The organism is Peribacillus sp. NPDC056705 (genome assembly GCF_043656335.1).
Genome location: NZ_JBHTYI010000026.1, coordinates 13,866 through 29,808, shown reverse-complemented (window position 1 = coordinate 29,808; position 15,943 = coordinate 13,866). Strand labels below are relative to the sequence as shown.

The window sequence follows — 15,943 nt, the reverse complement described above, 5'->3', positions numbered from 1 at the left end:
TAATAATTAGGAATGTTAATTTCTTTATTTAATTATACCTATAGGTTTATAATTAAATAGAACTTATATAGAGAGAAGGAGTGGGGGCATGATTATGTCAGACCTGGCAGGTGCAAGTACAACAGAAATTATGCAAAAGAAGACCCAGCATAAAAGATTAACACTTAGACAAATTTTACAGAGAGGTCTATTAATTACAATCGGTGCAGTTTTAATGGCTGTCGGCCTCGAGATTTTTTTAGTGCCGAATAACGTAATCGACGGGGGCATAACGGGTATTTCGATTATGTTATCTTACATCACTGGATGGAAGCTTGGAATCTTTCTTTTCATTTTGAATCTTCCTTTCTTTTTTATCGGTTATAAACAAATTGGAAAAACCTTCGCATTCTCTACCCTTTATGGAATTTTAGTCCTTTCCATTACCACTGCATTGCTTCATCATGTACCAGCTTTCACTCAGGATATCCTTCTAGCGTCCGCTTTCGGCGGTATGATTCTTGGAATTGGTGTTGGAATGGTCATTCGATATGGCGGCTCGTTGGATGGCACAGAAATACTTGCTATTCTCGCTAGCAAGAAGCTCCCTTTTTCCGTTGGGGAGATCGTCATGTTCTTTAATTTATTCATCCTTGGCAGTGCGGGCTTCGTATTCTCGTGGGATCGTGCCATGTATTCGATCATAGCCTACTTCGTGGCATATAAAACGATGGATATCGTCATCGCAGGTTTGGACGAATCTAAATTTGTTTGGATCATCAGTGATGAATTTAATGATATCGGCGAAGCGATAATGAATCGTCTTGGACGGGGCGTAACCTTTTTAGCTGGAGAAGGTGCTTATTCTGGTGATGATAAAAAAGTCATCTTTTGTGTAATAAACAGGCTTGAGGAAGCAAAACTTAAAGAGATAGTCAAAAGCTTCGATCCATCTGCATTTCTTGCCGTAGGGGATATCGCGGAAGTTCGAGGCGGTCGATTCAAGAAAAAAGATATCCACTAACCTCACCTGCTTTTTGCTTCATCCAATTGGCAAAAAGATAAAAAAAGCTGAAGGGAGAATCCCCTTCAGCTTTTTTTATCTAGCCTTAATAGTTCCTTGGATTGTTGATTGCTTGAAGCATTCTGGTGCCGGGTTTCATCTCGCTGCTACATAACGGACAAACATGTTCATCATTACTTGTAAAGTTATCGCGAATCCAACCTTTGCAATCTTCTGATGTACATTCCCACACCTTAGTTTCTTCAGGAATGATTTCTTCCGTATTATTTCTTCTATACATATATCTCACTCCTTAGAATTGAATTGACTCCGTCCTGCATAACAGATCACAAGCCATAAAGATAAAAGAAAGAATAGATGGCGTTTAATCTAAATTGTGAGTAAATAACCATTCGCAAATCCAAGTATGATTATTGTTTTCTTTCAAACAAACTTTTGAATGGTAAGAACTTGAGATTACGACATGAATTTTTCATATCTCACTACCCATTATATCATATATATGCTTTATTTATTTGAAGAAAAATTCTAAAAAAGAAATGATTCCCCAAAATGAAACACAGTCCCTGACTTACCCTTCAAGATAATCGGGACTGCGCTGTTCAAGAATCCATTCCATATGGTTCTTCCTGCTCGTTCAATGAACATTTCAAAGCGTATCGAGCATGAGAGTAATTTTTAATGCCAAAACCTAAAACAATGAAAGCCCTGCCTCTCTCCCATCCATACGGTTCCTAGACCGTGCCTGCGAGAATCAGATAAAAGCTTGTAAGTACATGTTTATTAATTAAAACCGTCCGTAATTCCAATTGGGTAGATTAAATTCCAAAAGACAAATGGTACATAGAAGTAAGTTAATGAAGAACAGAAATGGATCGAGGAAAATAATTACATGTAGTTCTTTTTTCTAGATGTGTTTAACTTGTTTCTACTTCATCATGAAAATGATGAAAAATTATTTTATTAATAAAAATGTTACTTTAAATTACCCTCCAGTGCTTTATTTTCTCAACACTGAATCTTAATAATACCATAAATATTTTTATGTGTAAAGCGTTATTGTCATACTTCTTTCTTAAAATAAAAAATAAAGAGGCTATGATCCACCTCTTTTATTTAAACGCATTATACTCATTTTCAATTTTTGGAAGTTCCCTGACTTCCTCAATTAATTGACTTCCGCACATTGGGCAATCATAGTTTTCCGAGGCAAAATCTTTTCTCATCCAACCATTGCAATCTGCTGATCCACATGCATATACTATCGTATCTTCCATAACGATTTCTGGTTCCTCTGAATTCTTTTTACCAAAATACATGAGCAACCTCCTCTTTTTTATATAAAGACTCTGATTAAAGGCGAAAATTCCTCCTTTTTATCATTCCTAGTATACGCAATAAACTAAATTCTTATTTATTCAATGAAAAAATTATCCAAAAAAACCTTATCACCCTTCGTTTTCCAACCCTGCTTTAACCAATATCGCTTTAATCATGAAGTAGGAAATATGTTCAGGCAAGGCTTCTTTTAGCGGTTTCAATTTTTCAGAATCCAATTGTTTCGCAGTTTCCAAAACAAGATCAAACTCTTTATCCGAGAAAATCTCATCCCATTTGATATCCAAGTGTTCTTCTGCACACTTTAATAAATGATTTTCAATTGAAACGGAAGACAACCCTCTCAATGTTCCTATTTCCTTGATTGATTTGCCTTCCCGATATAAGCGGTAGCTTTCTAAATGAGATGGTTTAGTAGCTCGCTTTACCGTTTCCTTTGTAACCATAGTATTCATTTCTAATTCAGGATGTGCCTGTACATACTGGGAAATACCTTGTAAGAACACAGATCCGAAGCGTTCAAATTTCTGCATCCCTACGCCTTTAACTTCCAGGAATTCCTCTTCTGTCCTCGGCAATTTGACAGCCATATCTTTCAAAGATGCATCGGAAAAAATAATGAATGGAGGTACATTTTCCTTACTTGCCAATTCTTTTCTTAACTGTCTTAAATCTTCGAACAACCCATGATCTGCACTGATGCTGCTTACTTTTTTCATTTCCTTACGCAGGACCTTTTTCTGTCCCAGTAACACTTCCCTGCCAGCATTGGTGACCTTGAGGACCGGAAACTGCCCGCCCGTCATTTCGATGTACTGTTTTGCGGTCAGGAAATCAATGAAATCACCTACATCCTTCGCAGATTGATCATTGATGATACCATAGGTTGAAAGCTTCTGGAATCCAAACTCTTCAATTTTCTTATTGCGTGATCCCGTAAGCACTTGGGAAATCATCGTTTTACCGAATCTCTCACCCATTCGCAACATGCATGAAAGGACCATCTGTGCCTGTGTAGTTACTTCAACAGAGTCACGTTTATCTGTACAATTTTCGCAATGACCGCAATCTTCCGGGTTTTCTTCTCCAAAGTATCGAAGGATGAAGGCTTGCAAGCACCCTTCGGTAAAACAATAATCCTTCATTCTGTTCAATTTCTTCAATTCCTGGGATTGCCACTCCTGCGAGGGATTAGATTGATCAATCAAGAAACGCTGTATCTGCATATCCTGAGGGGAATATAAGAGGATACATTCACTTTCCAATCCATCCCTCCCTGCACGGCCCGCTTCTTGATAATAACTCTCCATGTTCTTTGGAGTTTGGTAATGTATGACGTATCTGACATTCGACTTATCGATTCCCATCCCAAAGGCGGATGTTGCTACCATCAAGGGAACGTCATCCCGAATGAATTGGTCTTGCTGTTCCGATCGGTCTTGTTCATTCATGCCAGCATGGTATCGACCTGTTTTGAACCCGGCTTTAATAAGTTTGGCATACAAGGTATCGACTTCTTTCCTAGTGGCTGCATATATGATACCCGATTCACTTTTGTTTTTCTCTAAATAGCGCATTAAAAACCGTCCGCGATTCTCTTCTTTCACAACGGAAAAGAACAGGTTATCCCTGGAAAATCCCGTTGATACTGTATGCTGCACTGATATTCCTAGTGACTGACATATATCATCGGTCACATGCGGTGTGGCTGTTGCCGTTAATGCCAGTACAGTCGGAGCTGATGGCATGTTTTTCAATAAGGTTTTGATTTTTAAATAACTTGGTCTGAAGTCATGTCCCCATTGAGATATACAGTGGGCCTCATCAATGGCAACCAATGAAATTCCCACATTAAATAGATCCTGTTGAAATGCGGGATTTTCCAACCGTTCAGGTGCAACATAAACCAGTTTATATCTCCCCTGCTTAATATCGTTCATTCTATTGGATGATTCTATCCCAGAAATGGAGCTATTAAGAAATGTGGCATCAATCCCATTTTGTTCGAGGGCATCTACTTGGTCCTTCATCAAGGAAATAAGTGGGGATATCACGAGTGTTACACCTGGTAACAGAAGGGCTGGAATTTGGTAACATATTGATTTACCTCCGCCAGTAGGCATGATTCCCGCCGTGTTTATTCCTTCTAAAACTTGTTCGATAATCTGTTCCTGACCTTTTCGGAATGATTCATAACCAAAGTATTCCTGTAAATATTCACGAGCTTTTTCCATCAATTTATTACTCCTCCTATTTTCCTTGTTAGGATTCATAAGGATCTATTTCTTTCATTGTACCTGCTTTTCCCGTGAACCAAAAGGACAAAAAAAGCAGACACATTATGTCTGTGTCTACTTTTTTCAATATATAAACATGTTTTGGATGGTTTAATTAATTCAGGATTTGAACTTTGACGTTTTTAACGCCCCAATTCACGGCATCTTTTTCGTTAGGTACAAAGATGTCCACTCTATTCCCTTTGATGGCACTGCCTGTATCAGCTGCGGTCGCGTAGCCATAACCCTCTACATAAACTTTAGATCCAAGCGGAATGACTGATGGATCCACTGATATCACCTTTGCATCGGGATTAGCTTTCAGGTTAACTCCTGTGGCTGTAGTACCGCTGCAGCCTTGACAATCAGCCGTATAGGCAGTTGCCCTAACAGTGATTTCCTTTTTGATTCCTGCTTGATCGTTGGATTCATTGTTTGTGTCTGCTTTTTCAGATGATTCTGCTGGTTTCGATTGTTCAACCGGCTTTGATTGTTCTGCTGGTTTCGATTGTTCAACTGGCTTTGATTGTTCAACTGGCTTTGATTGTTCAACTGGCTTTGATTGTTCTGCTGGTGCAGCTTGCTTTGATTCCTGCGCTGGCCCTACACTCGCAGCTTCTACTTTATTAGCTGCAGGTTTAATGACCAGTTTCTGGTCAGGATGGATTGTATCTGAATTTAAACCGTTCCAAGATTTAATCTCATTTACCGCTACATCATATTTGTCTGCAATTTCCGATAATGTGTCCCCTGACTTTACTTTATAATGCTCCTCTTGAGAAATATGTAGGGTTTCTCCGGCATAAATCACGTCTGAAGACAAATTGTTCCAAGACTTAACATCTTCTATTGATACTTTATATGTTTGAGATATCCCCCATAATGTGTCTCCATCTTTCACTTTGACATCTTCTGCTTGTACCGGGATTGTAAATGCACCGGATATTGCAGCCGCTGCCGCTAACGATAAGATTGATTTTTTCATATGTTGTTACCTCCTTGTGAGCTGCTTTATAAGCTACGAGTTAAATCTTAACATAGTTTTTTTCTATACAAAGAACAAACAGATAAAGAATAGATGACAAACATCACAGTAAGATAACGGGACTATAACAAGATTTTATAATATTCTGAAAAAACATCATTTTCCAGTTAATTTCCTTTCCAGACCAGAGAAGTCATATTATGCATTACCCAGGCATAAAAATTAAAGGCTATATCTTTACAAAGGAGGTATTTTTTTTGACTCGCGAAAAGACTTTTACATTAGTTAAGTCATATAAACCTTTCCATAGTAAATTCGATCCTTGTCCGCCTATTGGGAGAAAGTATTACAGGACACCTCCTAATTTGTATATTAATTTTCAACCGCCTAATATGGAGCAGTTCACACCGGAAGAAGCTTTGAAATACGGTACACTTTGGAAATTCTTTTATGATTTTTATGATAATCCATATCGGGAAAGGGAGACGTAAATGAATAAGAAACTGGATGATGAATATTATCAGTTGCTTGAACAAATACAGGCTGCCGATTTCGTACTGGTAGAGTTGACTCTTTATTTGGATACACATCCTAACGACCAGCAGGCTTTACAGCAATTTAATCAATTTCATGAATATTCCAAACAGTTGAAATCGGTTTTTGAGCCTAAATATGGACCATTATTGGGATTTGGAAACAGTCCAGGCGGTGAAAATAAATGGGAATGGGGCCAAGGCCCTTGGCCATGGCAGGTATAAGGAGAGATGAGCTATGTGGGTTTACGAAAAGAAGCTGCAATATCCAGTTAAAGTCAGGGACTGTAATCCTCGATTGGCTAAATTTTTAATAGAACAATACGGGGGTGCTGATGGTGAGTTGGCTGCAGCACTCCGATACTTAAATCAACGATATACAATTCCCGATAAAGTGATTGGCCTGCTGACGGATATCGGAACGGAAGAATTCGCTCATCTGGAAATGATTGCCACAATGATTTATAAACTTACAAAAGATGCCACACCACAGCAGATGGCAGCAGCCGGCCTTGGTGAACATTATGTCAATCATGATAGTGCTCTTTTTTATCAAAACGCGGCAGGAAGTCCGTGGACTGCCACATATATTCAAGCTAAAGGCGATCCGATTGCTGATTTATATGAAGATATTGCCGCTGAAGAAAAGGCCAGAGCAACCTACCAGTGGTTGATTGACATCTCGGATGATCCTGATATCAATGATTCACTCAGGTTTTTACGTGAAAGGGAAATTATCCATTCGATGAGGTTCAGGGAAGCTGTGGAGATTTTAAAAGAAGAAAAAGGTAAAAAGAAGTTCTTTTAATGAAATTCACATAAAAAAAGGCAGCGGAGAAAATCCGCTGCTTTTTCATTTTCGGTCTGAAGAATATGTCCATCCATCTTCCTGGTAAATCTTTTCTTCTTTCATCAGTTTGCCAAGGGCACGCTTGAACGCTCCCTTGCTCAAACCGAAGTGAAACTTAATATCATCAGGTGGCGTTTTGTCACCATAAGGCATTGCACCGCCGCGATTCATTAAGTAAGTGAAAATGACATCAGCATCTTCCCCCATTAAATCTTGTTTAAAGGGGATTAATGAAACGTTAAGCGTTCCATCTTCTTTACTATCAATGACGCGCCCTTCAACTAATTCACCAAGACGGGGCTCCTCCTTGCGTTCACTTTCGTGAATGAAACAGCGGTACCCTTCTTGTGAAATAAAGAAAGATCCAACCATAAGCAAACGATAGACATTTCCCTTAATACTGGTATTACGGACTCCTTTTAAAGGAGCTTTTACTGCAATCTCCTGAATAACATCTTCCGTTGCAAGTTTACCAAACAGGCGATCATGACGATCTGTCTTCAGGGATACATATAAACGATCACCAACCTCAGGCCATAAGCGATCTATATTTGGAAGGTCATCCAGGGATACAAGAATGTCTTTGGAAAGACCGATGTCCACAAAAACCCCCAGTTTCCTTTTCACATTGACAACTTCCGCCCAGCCATATCGATCAATCTGAATTTCGGGTATCTTCATTGTCGCTGTTAGCCTTGCTTGTTTGTCATGGTAGATGAACACAGTTACTTCATCGCCAATCTCTAGTTCCGTTCCTTCATTCATTTCATTATGATGAAGTAAGACATCTTCTGAACCATCCGTTAAAAACCATCCAAAATCAGCCTTACGTTCCACTTCTAACTCTACAGCCATGCCGGCCTGAATGTTTTGCATGAATAAAAATCCTCCTGTTACTTACCTTTACCTACAATTGTACCCAATTATTTATTTTTCCAACATATTTGAATTTATCATTTTTTTGATGTTCTGTATACCTATTACGGTTTTTTATTTTTTAATCCTTCTTTTCTTCATGGAATACTTGCGGAATCAGAATCTGCCCTTGTTTACCGTTACTTAACAAGGTATGCATGATCACTTTGGATAATTGGCTCGGTTTATAAGGTTTAACTAAATAATCCTTCGCTCCCAAGGAAATTCCCTTCTCCCTTTCGTCAAGTGCGGTCGATACAAAAACGGGAATCTCATTCAAGTCAGCAGATCCTTTTAATTCCCTCAGGATCGTCCAGCCGTCCATCTCTCCCTCTTCAAGAAGGATATCCAGTACAATGGCATCCGGAGGTGAGGTTTTCAGTTTTTGAAATGCCTTTCTACCACTGTTGAAATAGCTAACGTGGAAGCCACTGTCCATCAATTCATATTTTAGCAGTTCCGCTAAGTTTATATCATCTTCAATGACCATGATTTCATGGTTAAGTTTTCTTGGCTGTCCATCATTGTTCTGCCCCAATTCTTTCAGAGTTACTCTAGGTAAGGATATGGTAAATGTACTTCCATGTCCATAATTGGAAACCACCGAAACATTTCCGCCGTGTGACTTTATGATTTCATCAACAATGGCTAATCCAAGGCCCGTTCCTCCAATCCGCCTGCGATCTGAATTATCGACCCTATAAAATTTCTGGAATAAATGCGGCATTGATTCTTTTGGGATGCCTAAACCCTCATCCTGGATATCTATGAAAAGCATATCGTTCCTGCTATATACTCGGACAGAGATCCCGCCCCCATCAGGAGAATATTTGATTGCATTGCTTAAAAGGTTTGAAAATGCTTGTTCGATTTTCAAACGATCCCCTAGGATCATTAAATCCTTGGTTTCGATATTGAGCCGAATATCGTGCTGTGCTGTATTTATTTCCAAATGTTCAATTACCTTTTGAATTAATGGAATGATTTCCACATATTTTTTTTCATATATTTGTTTACCGGACTCCATTTTTTGAACATCCAGGAAATCATTGATAAGTGCGGTGAGCCTTTTTGCTTCATTGTAAATTGTCTGTAAATATTTTGTCTGTCTTTCGGGTTTCAATGGTTTGTTCAGCATCAATTCGGTAAAACCAAGGACGCTTGCAAGCGGTGTCCTTAATTCATGACTAACTGTACTGACAAATTCGGATTTCATTTGATCCACTTCATATTCTTTTGTAATATCACGATAAACCAAAATTGTGCCATAGCCTTCATTGTGATAATGCAGTGTTTCAAGATATACCTTTATGACCTGATTCGTCTCTTCCTTTTTAAATGTAAAACTTCGTTCTTCATAATTCACTCCCTCCGGATTATTAATCGCTTCATCCATTGCATGTAAAAATCTCTCCCCCTCCATTTGAGCAGCCATTTCAACACTCCACGTTTCCCATGGCATGTCAATTATTTGCTCAGGAAAAGAACCTATTTTAAAAATATCGCAAAATGGCTGATTGACCTGAATGACCTTTCTTTCCTGATCAATCAATTGGATACCTTCCTGAATCGTGTTCAGGATATCCTGATTCAGCTTCCTATTCTCTTCTGTCTGTTCGTAAAGCTTGATCTTGTCTAGCGACGTTGAGATTTGCTTAGCCAAGGTTTCGCATTCTTCCACTTCCTGATCGGTAAATAGGGTCCCGTACCTGCTGTAAACCATGATAGCTTCTACTTCTTTAAACGTGGATAAAACGGGAAGATATAAATCATAACTGTAATTCTTATTTTCGTGATACCCTTTCTCAGCCACATCTTGTTCTCTCTTTATAGTGAAGGGTTTCTTCTCTTCAAGGAGTCGATGATTCAAACCGCTGTTTATATTATTCCGGAATTGCCGTATTCCATTTTCCGATATTCCAAATGATGAGGAGACATCTTCATGTACTAAAGCAATCATCCCACGATCAGCAGAAATCAACCTGCTCATATTAAAGACAATGCTTTTTAGCACTTCCTTTTTATCTAAAGTCGATGATATACCATTGATTAGTTCATTTCTCCTCGTGAGCTTCTGCTCATTATCAGTGATGATTCCAAGTGTTACTTGAAGTTCATTTTGCTGGGCTTGAAGTTCATCCTGCTGTGCAAGCAGTTCTTCATTATGCGCCATCAATTCCTGCTCTTTTTCCTGAACGCTTGTAAACATTTTTTTGAATGCAATCGACAATACCCCTAGCTCATCCTTCCGGTTTTCCTTGACGGAAATAACAGCCTCCCGTCCGGCTGCAATTTCATTCGCCGCTATTGAAAAATCCGAAAGAGGTCTTCCTATGTTCCGGATGATCGATCTGACGATGAATAAGAAGATGAATAAGAAAATAAGGACGAACCCGACAAAGGCTCCTTGAATATAGGACTGCTTTTTCGTTAGATCCTTCACACTTTTATCGAGCCTTTCCGTTAAAGTGCCCGAGTATGATTTAATAGTACTGCGAAGACTCGTAATTTGTGCCGTAATTTCAGTACTATCCATTTTTTCAACCTCTAACTTCCCCCCTTTTTTTTCGGAATCAAATAAGGATGGAAGAACCCCACTAAAATAATATTCAGTAAAAGTCCCAAGCTCATTGGAGATATCCTTATCCTCCTTTGTATTGGCAATCTCCTTAAACGCTTCAATATTTTCCGTGATTGAAGTTTCCTCATTTAATGCTTTATCCTTTAATGCATCATTATTGAAAGCTATATATCCCTTAATATCTAAAAAGACGGTATTAAATTGATCGAATATTTCATCCATCATCAATTGTTTATCCACAATGCTTTGCCTCTGTTGGATATATTCAGCATTCAAAGACTGCAAAAAATAAAATAAAACCCCTGTTCCGACAATAAATAAAATGATGCAACCCGTCATTAAAGAAACTACTTGCCTAGAAAGGCTCTTAGTAAAGTAAGGATTCAGTTTCATGCAAAATGACCTCGATTTTTTCTATTAATTTTAACGGGCTAAATGGTTTGGACATGAAATAATCCGCACCCGCTTCCAATATCCTTTCTTGTTCAAATTGTTGGCTTTTTGCAGATAACATCAAGATTTTCCCTTGGTTTTTAATTTCAGACGACTGGATTTTTTCAATGATTTCCAATCCGGTATATCCGGGCATCATATAATCAAGAATTATAAGATCGTACGTATTGCTTTCGAGAAGCTGTACGGCCTCCATTCCATCCGCTGCTTCGTCAACGTCATAATCTTCATCTTCTAAAGTATCAACTACTAGCATTCGTAACACTTCCTCATCTTCCGCTAATAAAATACGCTTCATCATTCATCCTCCTAATTAACCCTCATGCGATTGGTGACTTGACTCCTGAAGTGTTCATGCACCATTTTGCAGATGGAATTCCATCGCAATACATGACCGTAAAATCCCCTTGCCTAGTTAAATTAACTTCGTCAATAGCCGCTCTATCCTAGCCTGAAGTTCCCTAATGCTAAATGGTTTCGTTACATAATCATCCGCACCAAGTTTCAAAGCATTTGCAATATCATTTGTACTTTTCCTTCCAGTTAGCATTAAAACGGTGAAAAACTCAGCATTACTGCTTTGTTTCACATTTTGCAGCACTTCAATTCCATCCATGATGGGCATCACTCCATCCAGGATTAAAAAATGCCCTACATCTTCTTTTGCTCGATTGGATTTCAAAAATGATGGACCATCTTCATATACAGCGATATTCAAATCAAAATGCGGAATTTGAAGCGAATGCAAGGCTTTAGTTAAGATGGTCCGGATAATGAAATCATCATCGATAACGGACACATTGAGGGATTTCTTGTTATTTCCCGCTATTTGCATGCTTCCAACTCTTCCGCGGCCTGAGCGTTTCGCTTCATATAAAGAAGTGTCGGCTTCCTCCAATGCCTTCTTTGGCGTAACATCTTCATTATCAACCGTAAAAACACCCCCAGAAAATGTAACAGAAAATGTGCGACCATTCTGGTTGAATTTCTTTGCAGAAAAGTCCTTGATTAACTTTGTTAACTTGTGTTTAGCTTCATCATTCGATGTATCGGGGAAAATAATGACGAATTCTTCCCCTCCATACCGGCAAATCAAGTCCGAATTCCTTATATTGCTTTTCATGAATCGGGCAAACTCAGCCAGTACAAAGTCGCCCACCGAATGTCCATATTGATCATTCACCCTTTTAAAGTGATCTAGATCAATGATGCTTATCGAAAAATGACGCCCTGACCGCTTATAATCATTAAAATAGCGTGGCAGTGTATCTTCTAGGAATCTTCTATTATATACCTGTGTCAACTCATCAATAAGCACCGATTGATCAAAGGTTTTCTTCCGCTGTATATGCCTTTCCATCTTTACAATAAACTCATCGATATCAATCGGCTTACCAATAAAATCATCCGCACCCATCTTGAATGCTTTTATCCGGGAATCTTTATCGTTCTGAATGCTGATCATGATCTTCGGTATGAAATATTTCTCGTTATGAAGATGAATCTCCTGAAGGATTTGAAAACCATCCTTTGCAGGTAACTGAATATCAAGAATTAGGCAATCCGGCTGCATTTCAAAGTATTGATTTGTCGCTTTGACAGGGTCGGCGTTCGTTATGACCATCCATCCCTTATCCTCCAATAGATCTTTCAATAAAATCAACATGGAAATATCATCATCAATGATCTGGATGAGCGGGGCTTGTGAATCGCGGACAGGTTTTGCTTTTATTTCAACTTCATCAAAATGCTCATATTCATATGTATGTTCAATGAGCTCAAAAAGGAAATTACTAAGTTCCGTCCGATCCCAGACCTGCTCACTATCTTCATCCATCCCTTCCAATAGCTGTTCGGTGATGGCCATAAGTCCACACAATTGCAGGGTACCAGCCGTTCCTTTGATTGAATGCAGAAAACGGAATATCTCTTGGGCAGGAATGGTCTCCCCTGCATCCAGCTCTAACCAATCAGATAGTTTGTTTTTTATATTCCCAAATAAGCTATTTTTGTATTTTTCCATATTTACAAGATTCACTTCTTATCACTTAACCCTTTCTACCTAAACGACCCTACTGTCATCCTACTCCCAATAATTTCAACAATGACTTTTAGACTATGCAAAACTGTTTAATTCATTTTTTATTAGGTCTAAAGTATATTCTTTAAGGAATATTTTACATCATAAGGGCTAGTCTGATAAATAGAATATTGCCATCTTGCACAATTTATTTAAAATTTGTCATAAAGTTTACTTATTTACCTGACTTATTCATCCAAAACCACAATTTCATACTCAGGTATTTCGGTGATATAATTTAATGATCAACAGAAAGGAAAAAGAAATCATTCATGACAAAAAAATTGTATTACACATCCACAAAGACTTCCCAATGGGATACCAAAATTCAGGAGAGCTTTGAAAAAGATGGCTTTTATTACATCACTCTTGAAGAAACCGCTTTTTATCCCGAAGGGGGCGGTCAGCCTGCAGATACTGGTTTAATAGAAGGGATCACCGTTCTTGACGTTAAAAAAGGCAATGATGGAACGATTCTGCATAAGACGGAAAAAAGGCCAGATTCAGAAATCGTCCACTGTGAACTTGATTGGTCCCGTCGCTTCGATCATATGCAACAGCATAGCGGCCAGCATTTACTCTCTGCTGTCTGCAGGGAACTGTTCTACTCTAATACGGTCAGCTTTCACCTTGGAAACGAATATGTAACGATCGATATAATGTCAGGAGTTCAATGGACTGAAGAACATACGGCTGCTGCTGAAAAGCTAGTTAATCAATATATCATCGAGAATCGCGAAATACTTATCTATTACGTGACAAACGAGCAATTACAAACACTTCCTGTCGTCAAAATGCCTAAAGTTTCAGAGAATATCCGTATTGTCGAGATTGAAGGAATCGAATATAACCCTTGCGGTGGAACCCATGTAGAGCGTACAGGTGAGATTGGCTTAATAAAAATTTTCAAAACGGAAAAGCAGAAAGAGCATACCCGTCTCTATTTTAAGTGCGGCTTCAGGGCATTGAACGATTATTCCGAAAGTCTAGGAATTCTTTCAGCATTATCGAATAAGTTCAATACCGGACGTACAGAGATTCTGAATAGGGTGGAGAAACTGGAGAATGACTATAAGCAGTTACTATCGGCTAATGAAAACTTAAAACTTGAAAATGCAAATTTTCTTGCTGACTCCCTGCTTGCAGAAAATGCAGGGGGATTCATCTCTCATATTTTCGAAGATAGATCAATGAAGGAACTGCTTTACCTTGCAGGTACGATTGTAAAAAAGGAAAAGGTTACCGTATTATTAGCATCACTTAAGGAGCAAAAGGTCATCCTTTCGCACAGTGGGGCCATGCCCTTTCACTGCGGACAATATTTCAGGGCCGAACTCGGTTCTTATAACGGGAAAGGCGGAGGGAACGAACAGACTGCACAAGCAGGTTTTGCGTCACAAAATGACTTAATTGCATTTTACCAATACACAGTTGAAAAATTAGGCCATAATCTTGGTGTATAAAACCTTTGCGTAGTGGTTGAAGTCGTTCGTGATGAACAAGGAAATCATGACTTCTCATGAGAAAAAAGAGGACAAACTATGTCCTCTCTCTTTTTATTCTTCAATTTTCAATTTCACTAATCCGTGTTCTTCAATATGAAGATGATATTTTTCTTCAAGCTCCATGATCCGTTTAAACGCCTCCTCCTGATTGTATTCATGTTTTTCCGACTCCTCGGCAAACTCTTTTCTAGCCAAATGGTATGCAAGCTTATCCCTGAACACTCCTTCTTCATACTCATTTATGACTTCATGAAGTTGCTCCTCCAATTCCCTGCTTATATCATAAATTTCATATTCCTTCACAAACTGGACACCTTCCATGCCGAAATCTTTGGCAAAGGAATTGAGATACTGTTCCACTTCACTGAACTCTTTATTATTTTCAGTATCGGAAGCAACCCAATATCCGTACTGAACCATTTTGAATAATGTCTCATACTGTTTCTTGGTAAAATTGATTTTCATGTCGATACTCCTTTTCCGGTTTCCTTACAACAAAAAGAATAAACCGCAATGGAACAAAAGTCCAATGCGGTTTATTCTCAATCCAATAATTCCGTTACTGAAAAATAAGCTGCTTTTTCCGTATCTACGACATAATGGCAATCGCCTTTAACTAAATTATAATAGCGGTGCTTTTGAATATTTGAAATCATTTGAGTTGAGTCATCGCCTTCAACCTCATGCTCTAGCTCTTTGCCACCCGGAAAATAAAAACTAACTTTCAATTTCATCTTTCTCATCCTTCCCCTCATCTGGTTGAATCACTCTTTTATTTCTTATCCTTTCTCATGCAGTTTTAAACATAAATAAAATGCTTATTCACTTTTTCCATGATATTCTAGGGAAAAATACGAAAATCAGAAGGTGTTTTCATGAAGATAAGGAAAGCCAAAGAAAAAGATGTAATTGGAATAGCAAATGTCCATATTAACAGCTGGAAAACGACTTATAAAGGAATCCTCCCGGACCAATATTTGTCCTCCATGAATCTGGAAGCCAAAAAGAAAAACTGGCTAAGAAATTTAAAGATGCTGCATAATGCCACCTTTGTAGCGGAAAACGCCAATGGGGAAATTATCGGTTTCGCTGCCGGCGGGCCTGAACAAACGAATGATCCGCATATTCAAGGTGAAGTATATGCCATTTATTTTTTAAAAGAATATCAACGACAGGGACTCGGCCGAAAAATGATAAAAGCGGTCATACATGAGCTTATTGAAATGGGACATAAGAATTTAATAATCTGGGCATTAAAGGATAATCCTTCATGCGGTTTTTACAAAGCCCTTGGCGGTCAAGTGATAGCTGAAAAAACCGTTAAAATGGCAGGCATCGAGCTCATCGAAGTCGGTTTCGGGTGGGAAGATATTCAGGATATCCTTTTGCATTTGTAATCGTATCCCGAAGAGGGTGGTTACACT

The 15,943-nt window shown here is 38.6% G+C and carries 16 protein-coding genes; 6 read left to right on the top strand and 10 right to left on the bottom strand.

Annotated elements, in window-relative coordinates:
- The first annotated feature begins 88 nt into the window (after positions 1 to 88).
- Positions 89 to 1,003 (top strand): YitT family protein, encoded by a 915-nt coding sequence (locus ACFRAK_RS21765; RefSeq protein ID WP_228467431.1) that lies wholly within the window; start codon positions 89 to 91, stop codon positions 1,001 to 1,003.
- A gap of 85 nt (positions 1,004 to 1,088) precedes the next feature.
- Here ACFRAK_RS21765 and ACFRAK_RS21760 read toward each other — a convergent pair whose 3' ends face one another.
- The 4 genes from ACFRAK_RS21760 to ACFRAK_RS21745 form a co-directional block, all read right to left on the bottom strand.
- Positions 1,089 to 1,283, bottom strand: coding sequence for a cold-shock protein (locus tag ACFRAK_RS21760; protein ID WP_034307294.1), 195 nt, complete (start codon positions 1,281 to 1,283; stop codon positions 1,089 to 1,091).
- A gap of 832 nt (positions 1,284 to 2,115) precedes the next feature.
- Positions 2,116 to 2,322, bottom strand: coding sequence for a cold-inducible protein YdjO-related protein (locus tag ACFRAK_RS21755; RefSeq protein WP_192205082.1), 207 nt, complete (start codon positions 2,320 to 2,322; stop codon positions 2,116 to 2,118).
- Positions 2,323 to 2,451: 129 nt separating this feature from the next.
- On the bottom strand, positions 2,452 to 4,575 hold the full coding sequence (gene recQ / locus ACFRAK_RS21750; protein WP_394572510.1) for a DNA helicase RecQ: 2,124 nt from the start codon (positions 4,573 to 4,575) through the stop codon (positions 2,452 to 2,454).
- Between the two features lie 157 nt (positions 4,576 to 4,732).
- Positions 4,733 to 5,602 carry a LysM peptidoglycan-binding and 3D domain-containing protein gene (locus ACFRAK_RS21745; protein WP_387599241.1) on the bottom strand — a complete coding sequence of 290 codons (870 nt, stop codon included), beginning with the start codon at positions 5,600 to 5,602 and terminating at the stop codon, positions 4,733 to 4,735.
- A 257-nt stretch (positions 5,603 to 5,859) separates the two neighbouring features.
- Here ACFRAK_RS21745 and ACFRAK_RS21740 point away from each other — a divergent pair, with 257 nt between their 5' ends.
- Genes ACFRAK_RS21740 through ACFRAK_RS21730 form a run of 3 tightly spaced genes read left to right on the top strand, consistent with a single transcriptional unit; the run spans position 5,860 to position 6,943 of the window.
- A complete protein-coding gene (locus ACFRAK_RS21740; protein WP_048679115.1) occupies positions 5,860 to 6,093 on the top strand; it encodes a spore coat associated protein CotJA in 234 nt (77 codons plus the stop codon).
- The gene (locus tag ACFRAK_RS21735) at positions 6,094 to 6,360 is read left to right on the top strand and encodes a spore coat protein CotJB (protein ID WP_063234474.1); all 267 of its coding nucleotides are present in this window, start codon (positions 6,094 to 6,096) and stop codon (positions 6,358 to 6,360) included. It abuts the gene before it with no gap.
- A 13-nt stretch (positions 6,361 to 6,373) separates the two neighbouring features.
- On the top strand, positions 6,374 to 6,943 hold the full coding sequence (locus ACFRAK_RS21730) for a manganese catalase family protein (protein ID WP_192205086.1): 570 nt from the start codon (positions 6,374 to 6,376) through the stop codon (positions 6,941 to 6,943).
- A gap of 45 nt (positions 6,944 to 6,988) precedes the next feature.
- Here the strand turns inward: ACFRAK_RS21730 and ACFRAK_RS21725 are convergent, their stop codons facing one another.
- The 4 genes from ACFRAK_RS21725 to ACFRAK_RS21710 all read right to left on the bottom strand — a co-directional run bounded on the left by ACFRAK_RS21725 (position 6,989) and on the right by ACFRAK_RS21710 (position 12,972).
- Positions 6,989 to 7,861, bottom strand: a complete 873-nt coding sequence (locus tag ACFRAK_RS21725) for a CvfB family protein (RefSeq protein WP_260286441.1) — start codon at positions 7,859 to 7,861, stop codon at positions 6,989 to 6,991.
- Between the two features lie 121 nt (positions 7,862 to 7,982).
- Positions 7,983 to 10,874, bottom strand: a complete 2,892-nt coding sequence (locus ACFRAK_RS21720) for an ATP-binding protein (RefSeq protein ID WP_394572500.1) — start codon at positions 10,872 to 10,874, stop codon at positions 7,983 to 7,985.
- Complete coding sequence (locus tag ACFRAK_RS21715; RefSeq protein ID WP_387707676.1) at positions 10,849 to 11,232, bottom strand: response regulator transcription factor; 384 nt, start codon at positions 11,230 to 11,232, stop codon at positions 10,849 to 10,851. The genes ACFRAK_RS21720 and ACFRAK_RS21715 overlap by 26 nt, the downstream gene beginning before the upstream one ends.
- A gap of 117 nt (positions 11,233 to 11,349) precedes the next feature.
- Positions 11,350 to 12,972 carry a GGDEF domain-containing response regulator gene (locus ACFRAK_RS21710; RefSeq protein WP_394572499.1) on the bottom strand — a complete coding sequence of 541 codons (1,623 nt, stop codon included), beginning with the start codon at positions 12,970 to 12,972 and terminating at the stop codon, positions 11,350 to 11,352.
- Between the two features lie 314 nt (positions 12,973 to 13,286).
- Between ACFRAK_RS21710 and ACFRAK_RS21705 the strand changes: the two genes are divergently transcribed.
- Complete coding sequence (locus ACFRAK_RS21705; RefSeq protein WP_394572498.1) at positions 13,287 to 14,477, top strand: alanyl-tRNA editing protein; 1,191 nt, start codon at positions 13,287 to 13,289, stop codon at positions 14,475 to 14,477.
- Between the two features lie 93 nt (positions 14,478 to 14,570).
- Here ACFRAK_RS21705 and ACFRAK_RS21700 read toward each other — a convergent pair whose 3' ends face one another.
- Together ACFRAK_RS21700 and ACFRAK_RS21695 are read right to left on the bottom strand one after the other, a co-directional pair.
- Positions 14,571 to 14,984, bottom strand: a complete 414-nt coding sequence (locus tag ACFRAK_RS21700; RefSeq protein ID WP_260286436.1) for a hypothetical protein — start codon at positions 14,982 to 14,984, stop codon at positions 14,571 to 14,573.
- Between the two features lie 77 nt (positions 14,985 to 15,061).
- Positions 15,062 to 15,253 (bottom strand): hypothetical protein, encoded by a 192-nt coding sequence (locus tag ACFRAK_RS21695; RefSeq protein WP_230303418.1) that lies wholly within the window; start codon positions 15,251 to 15,253, stop codon positions 15,062 to 15,064.
- Between the two features lie 141 nt (positions 15,254 to 15,394).
- Here ACFRAK_RS21695 and ACFRAK_RS21690 point away from each other — a divergent pair, with 141 nt between their 5' ends.
- On the top strand, positions 15,395 to 15,916 hold the full coding sequence (locus ACFRAK_RS21690) for a GNAT family N-acetyltransferase (protein ID WP_387599259.1): 522 nt from the start codon (positions 15,395 to 15,397) through the stop codon (positions 15,914 to 15,916).
- The last annotated feature ends 27 nt before the right edge of the window (positions 15,917 to 15,943 follow it).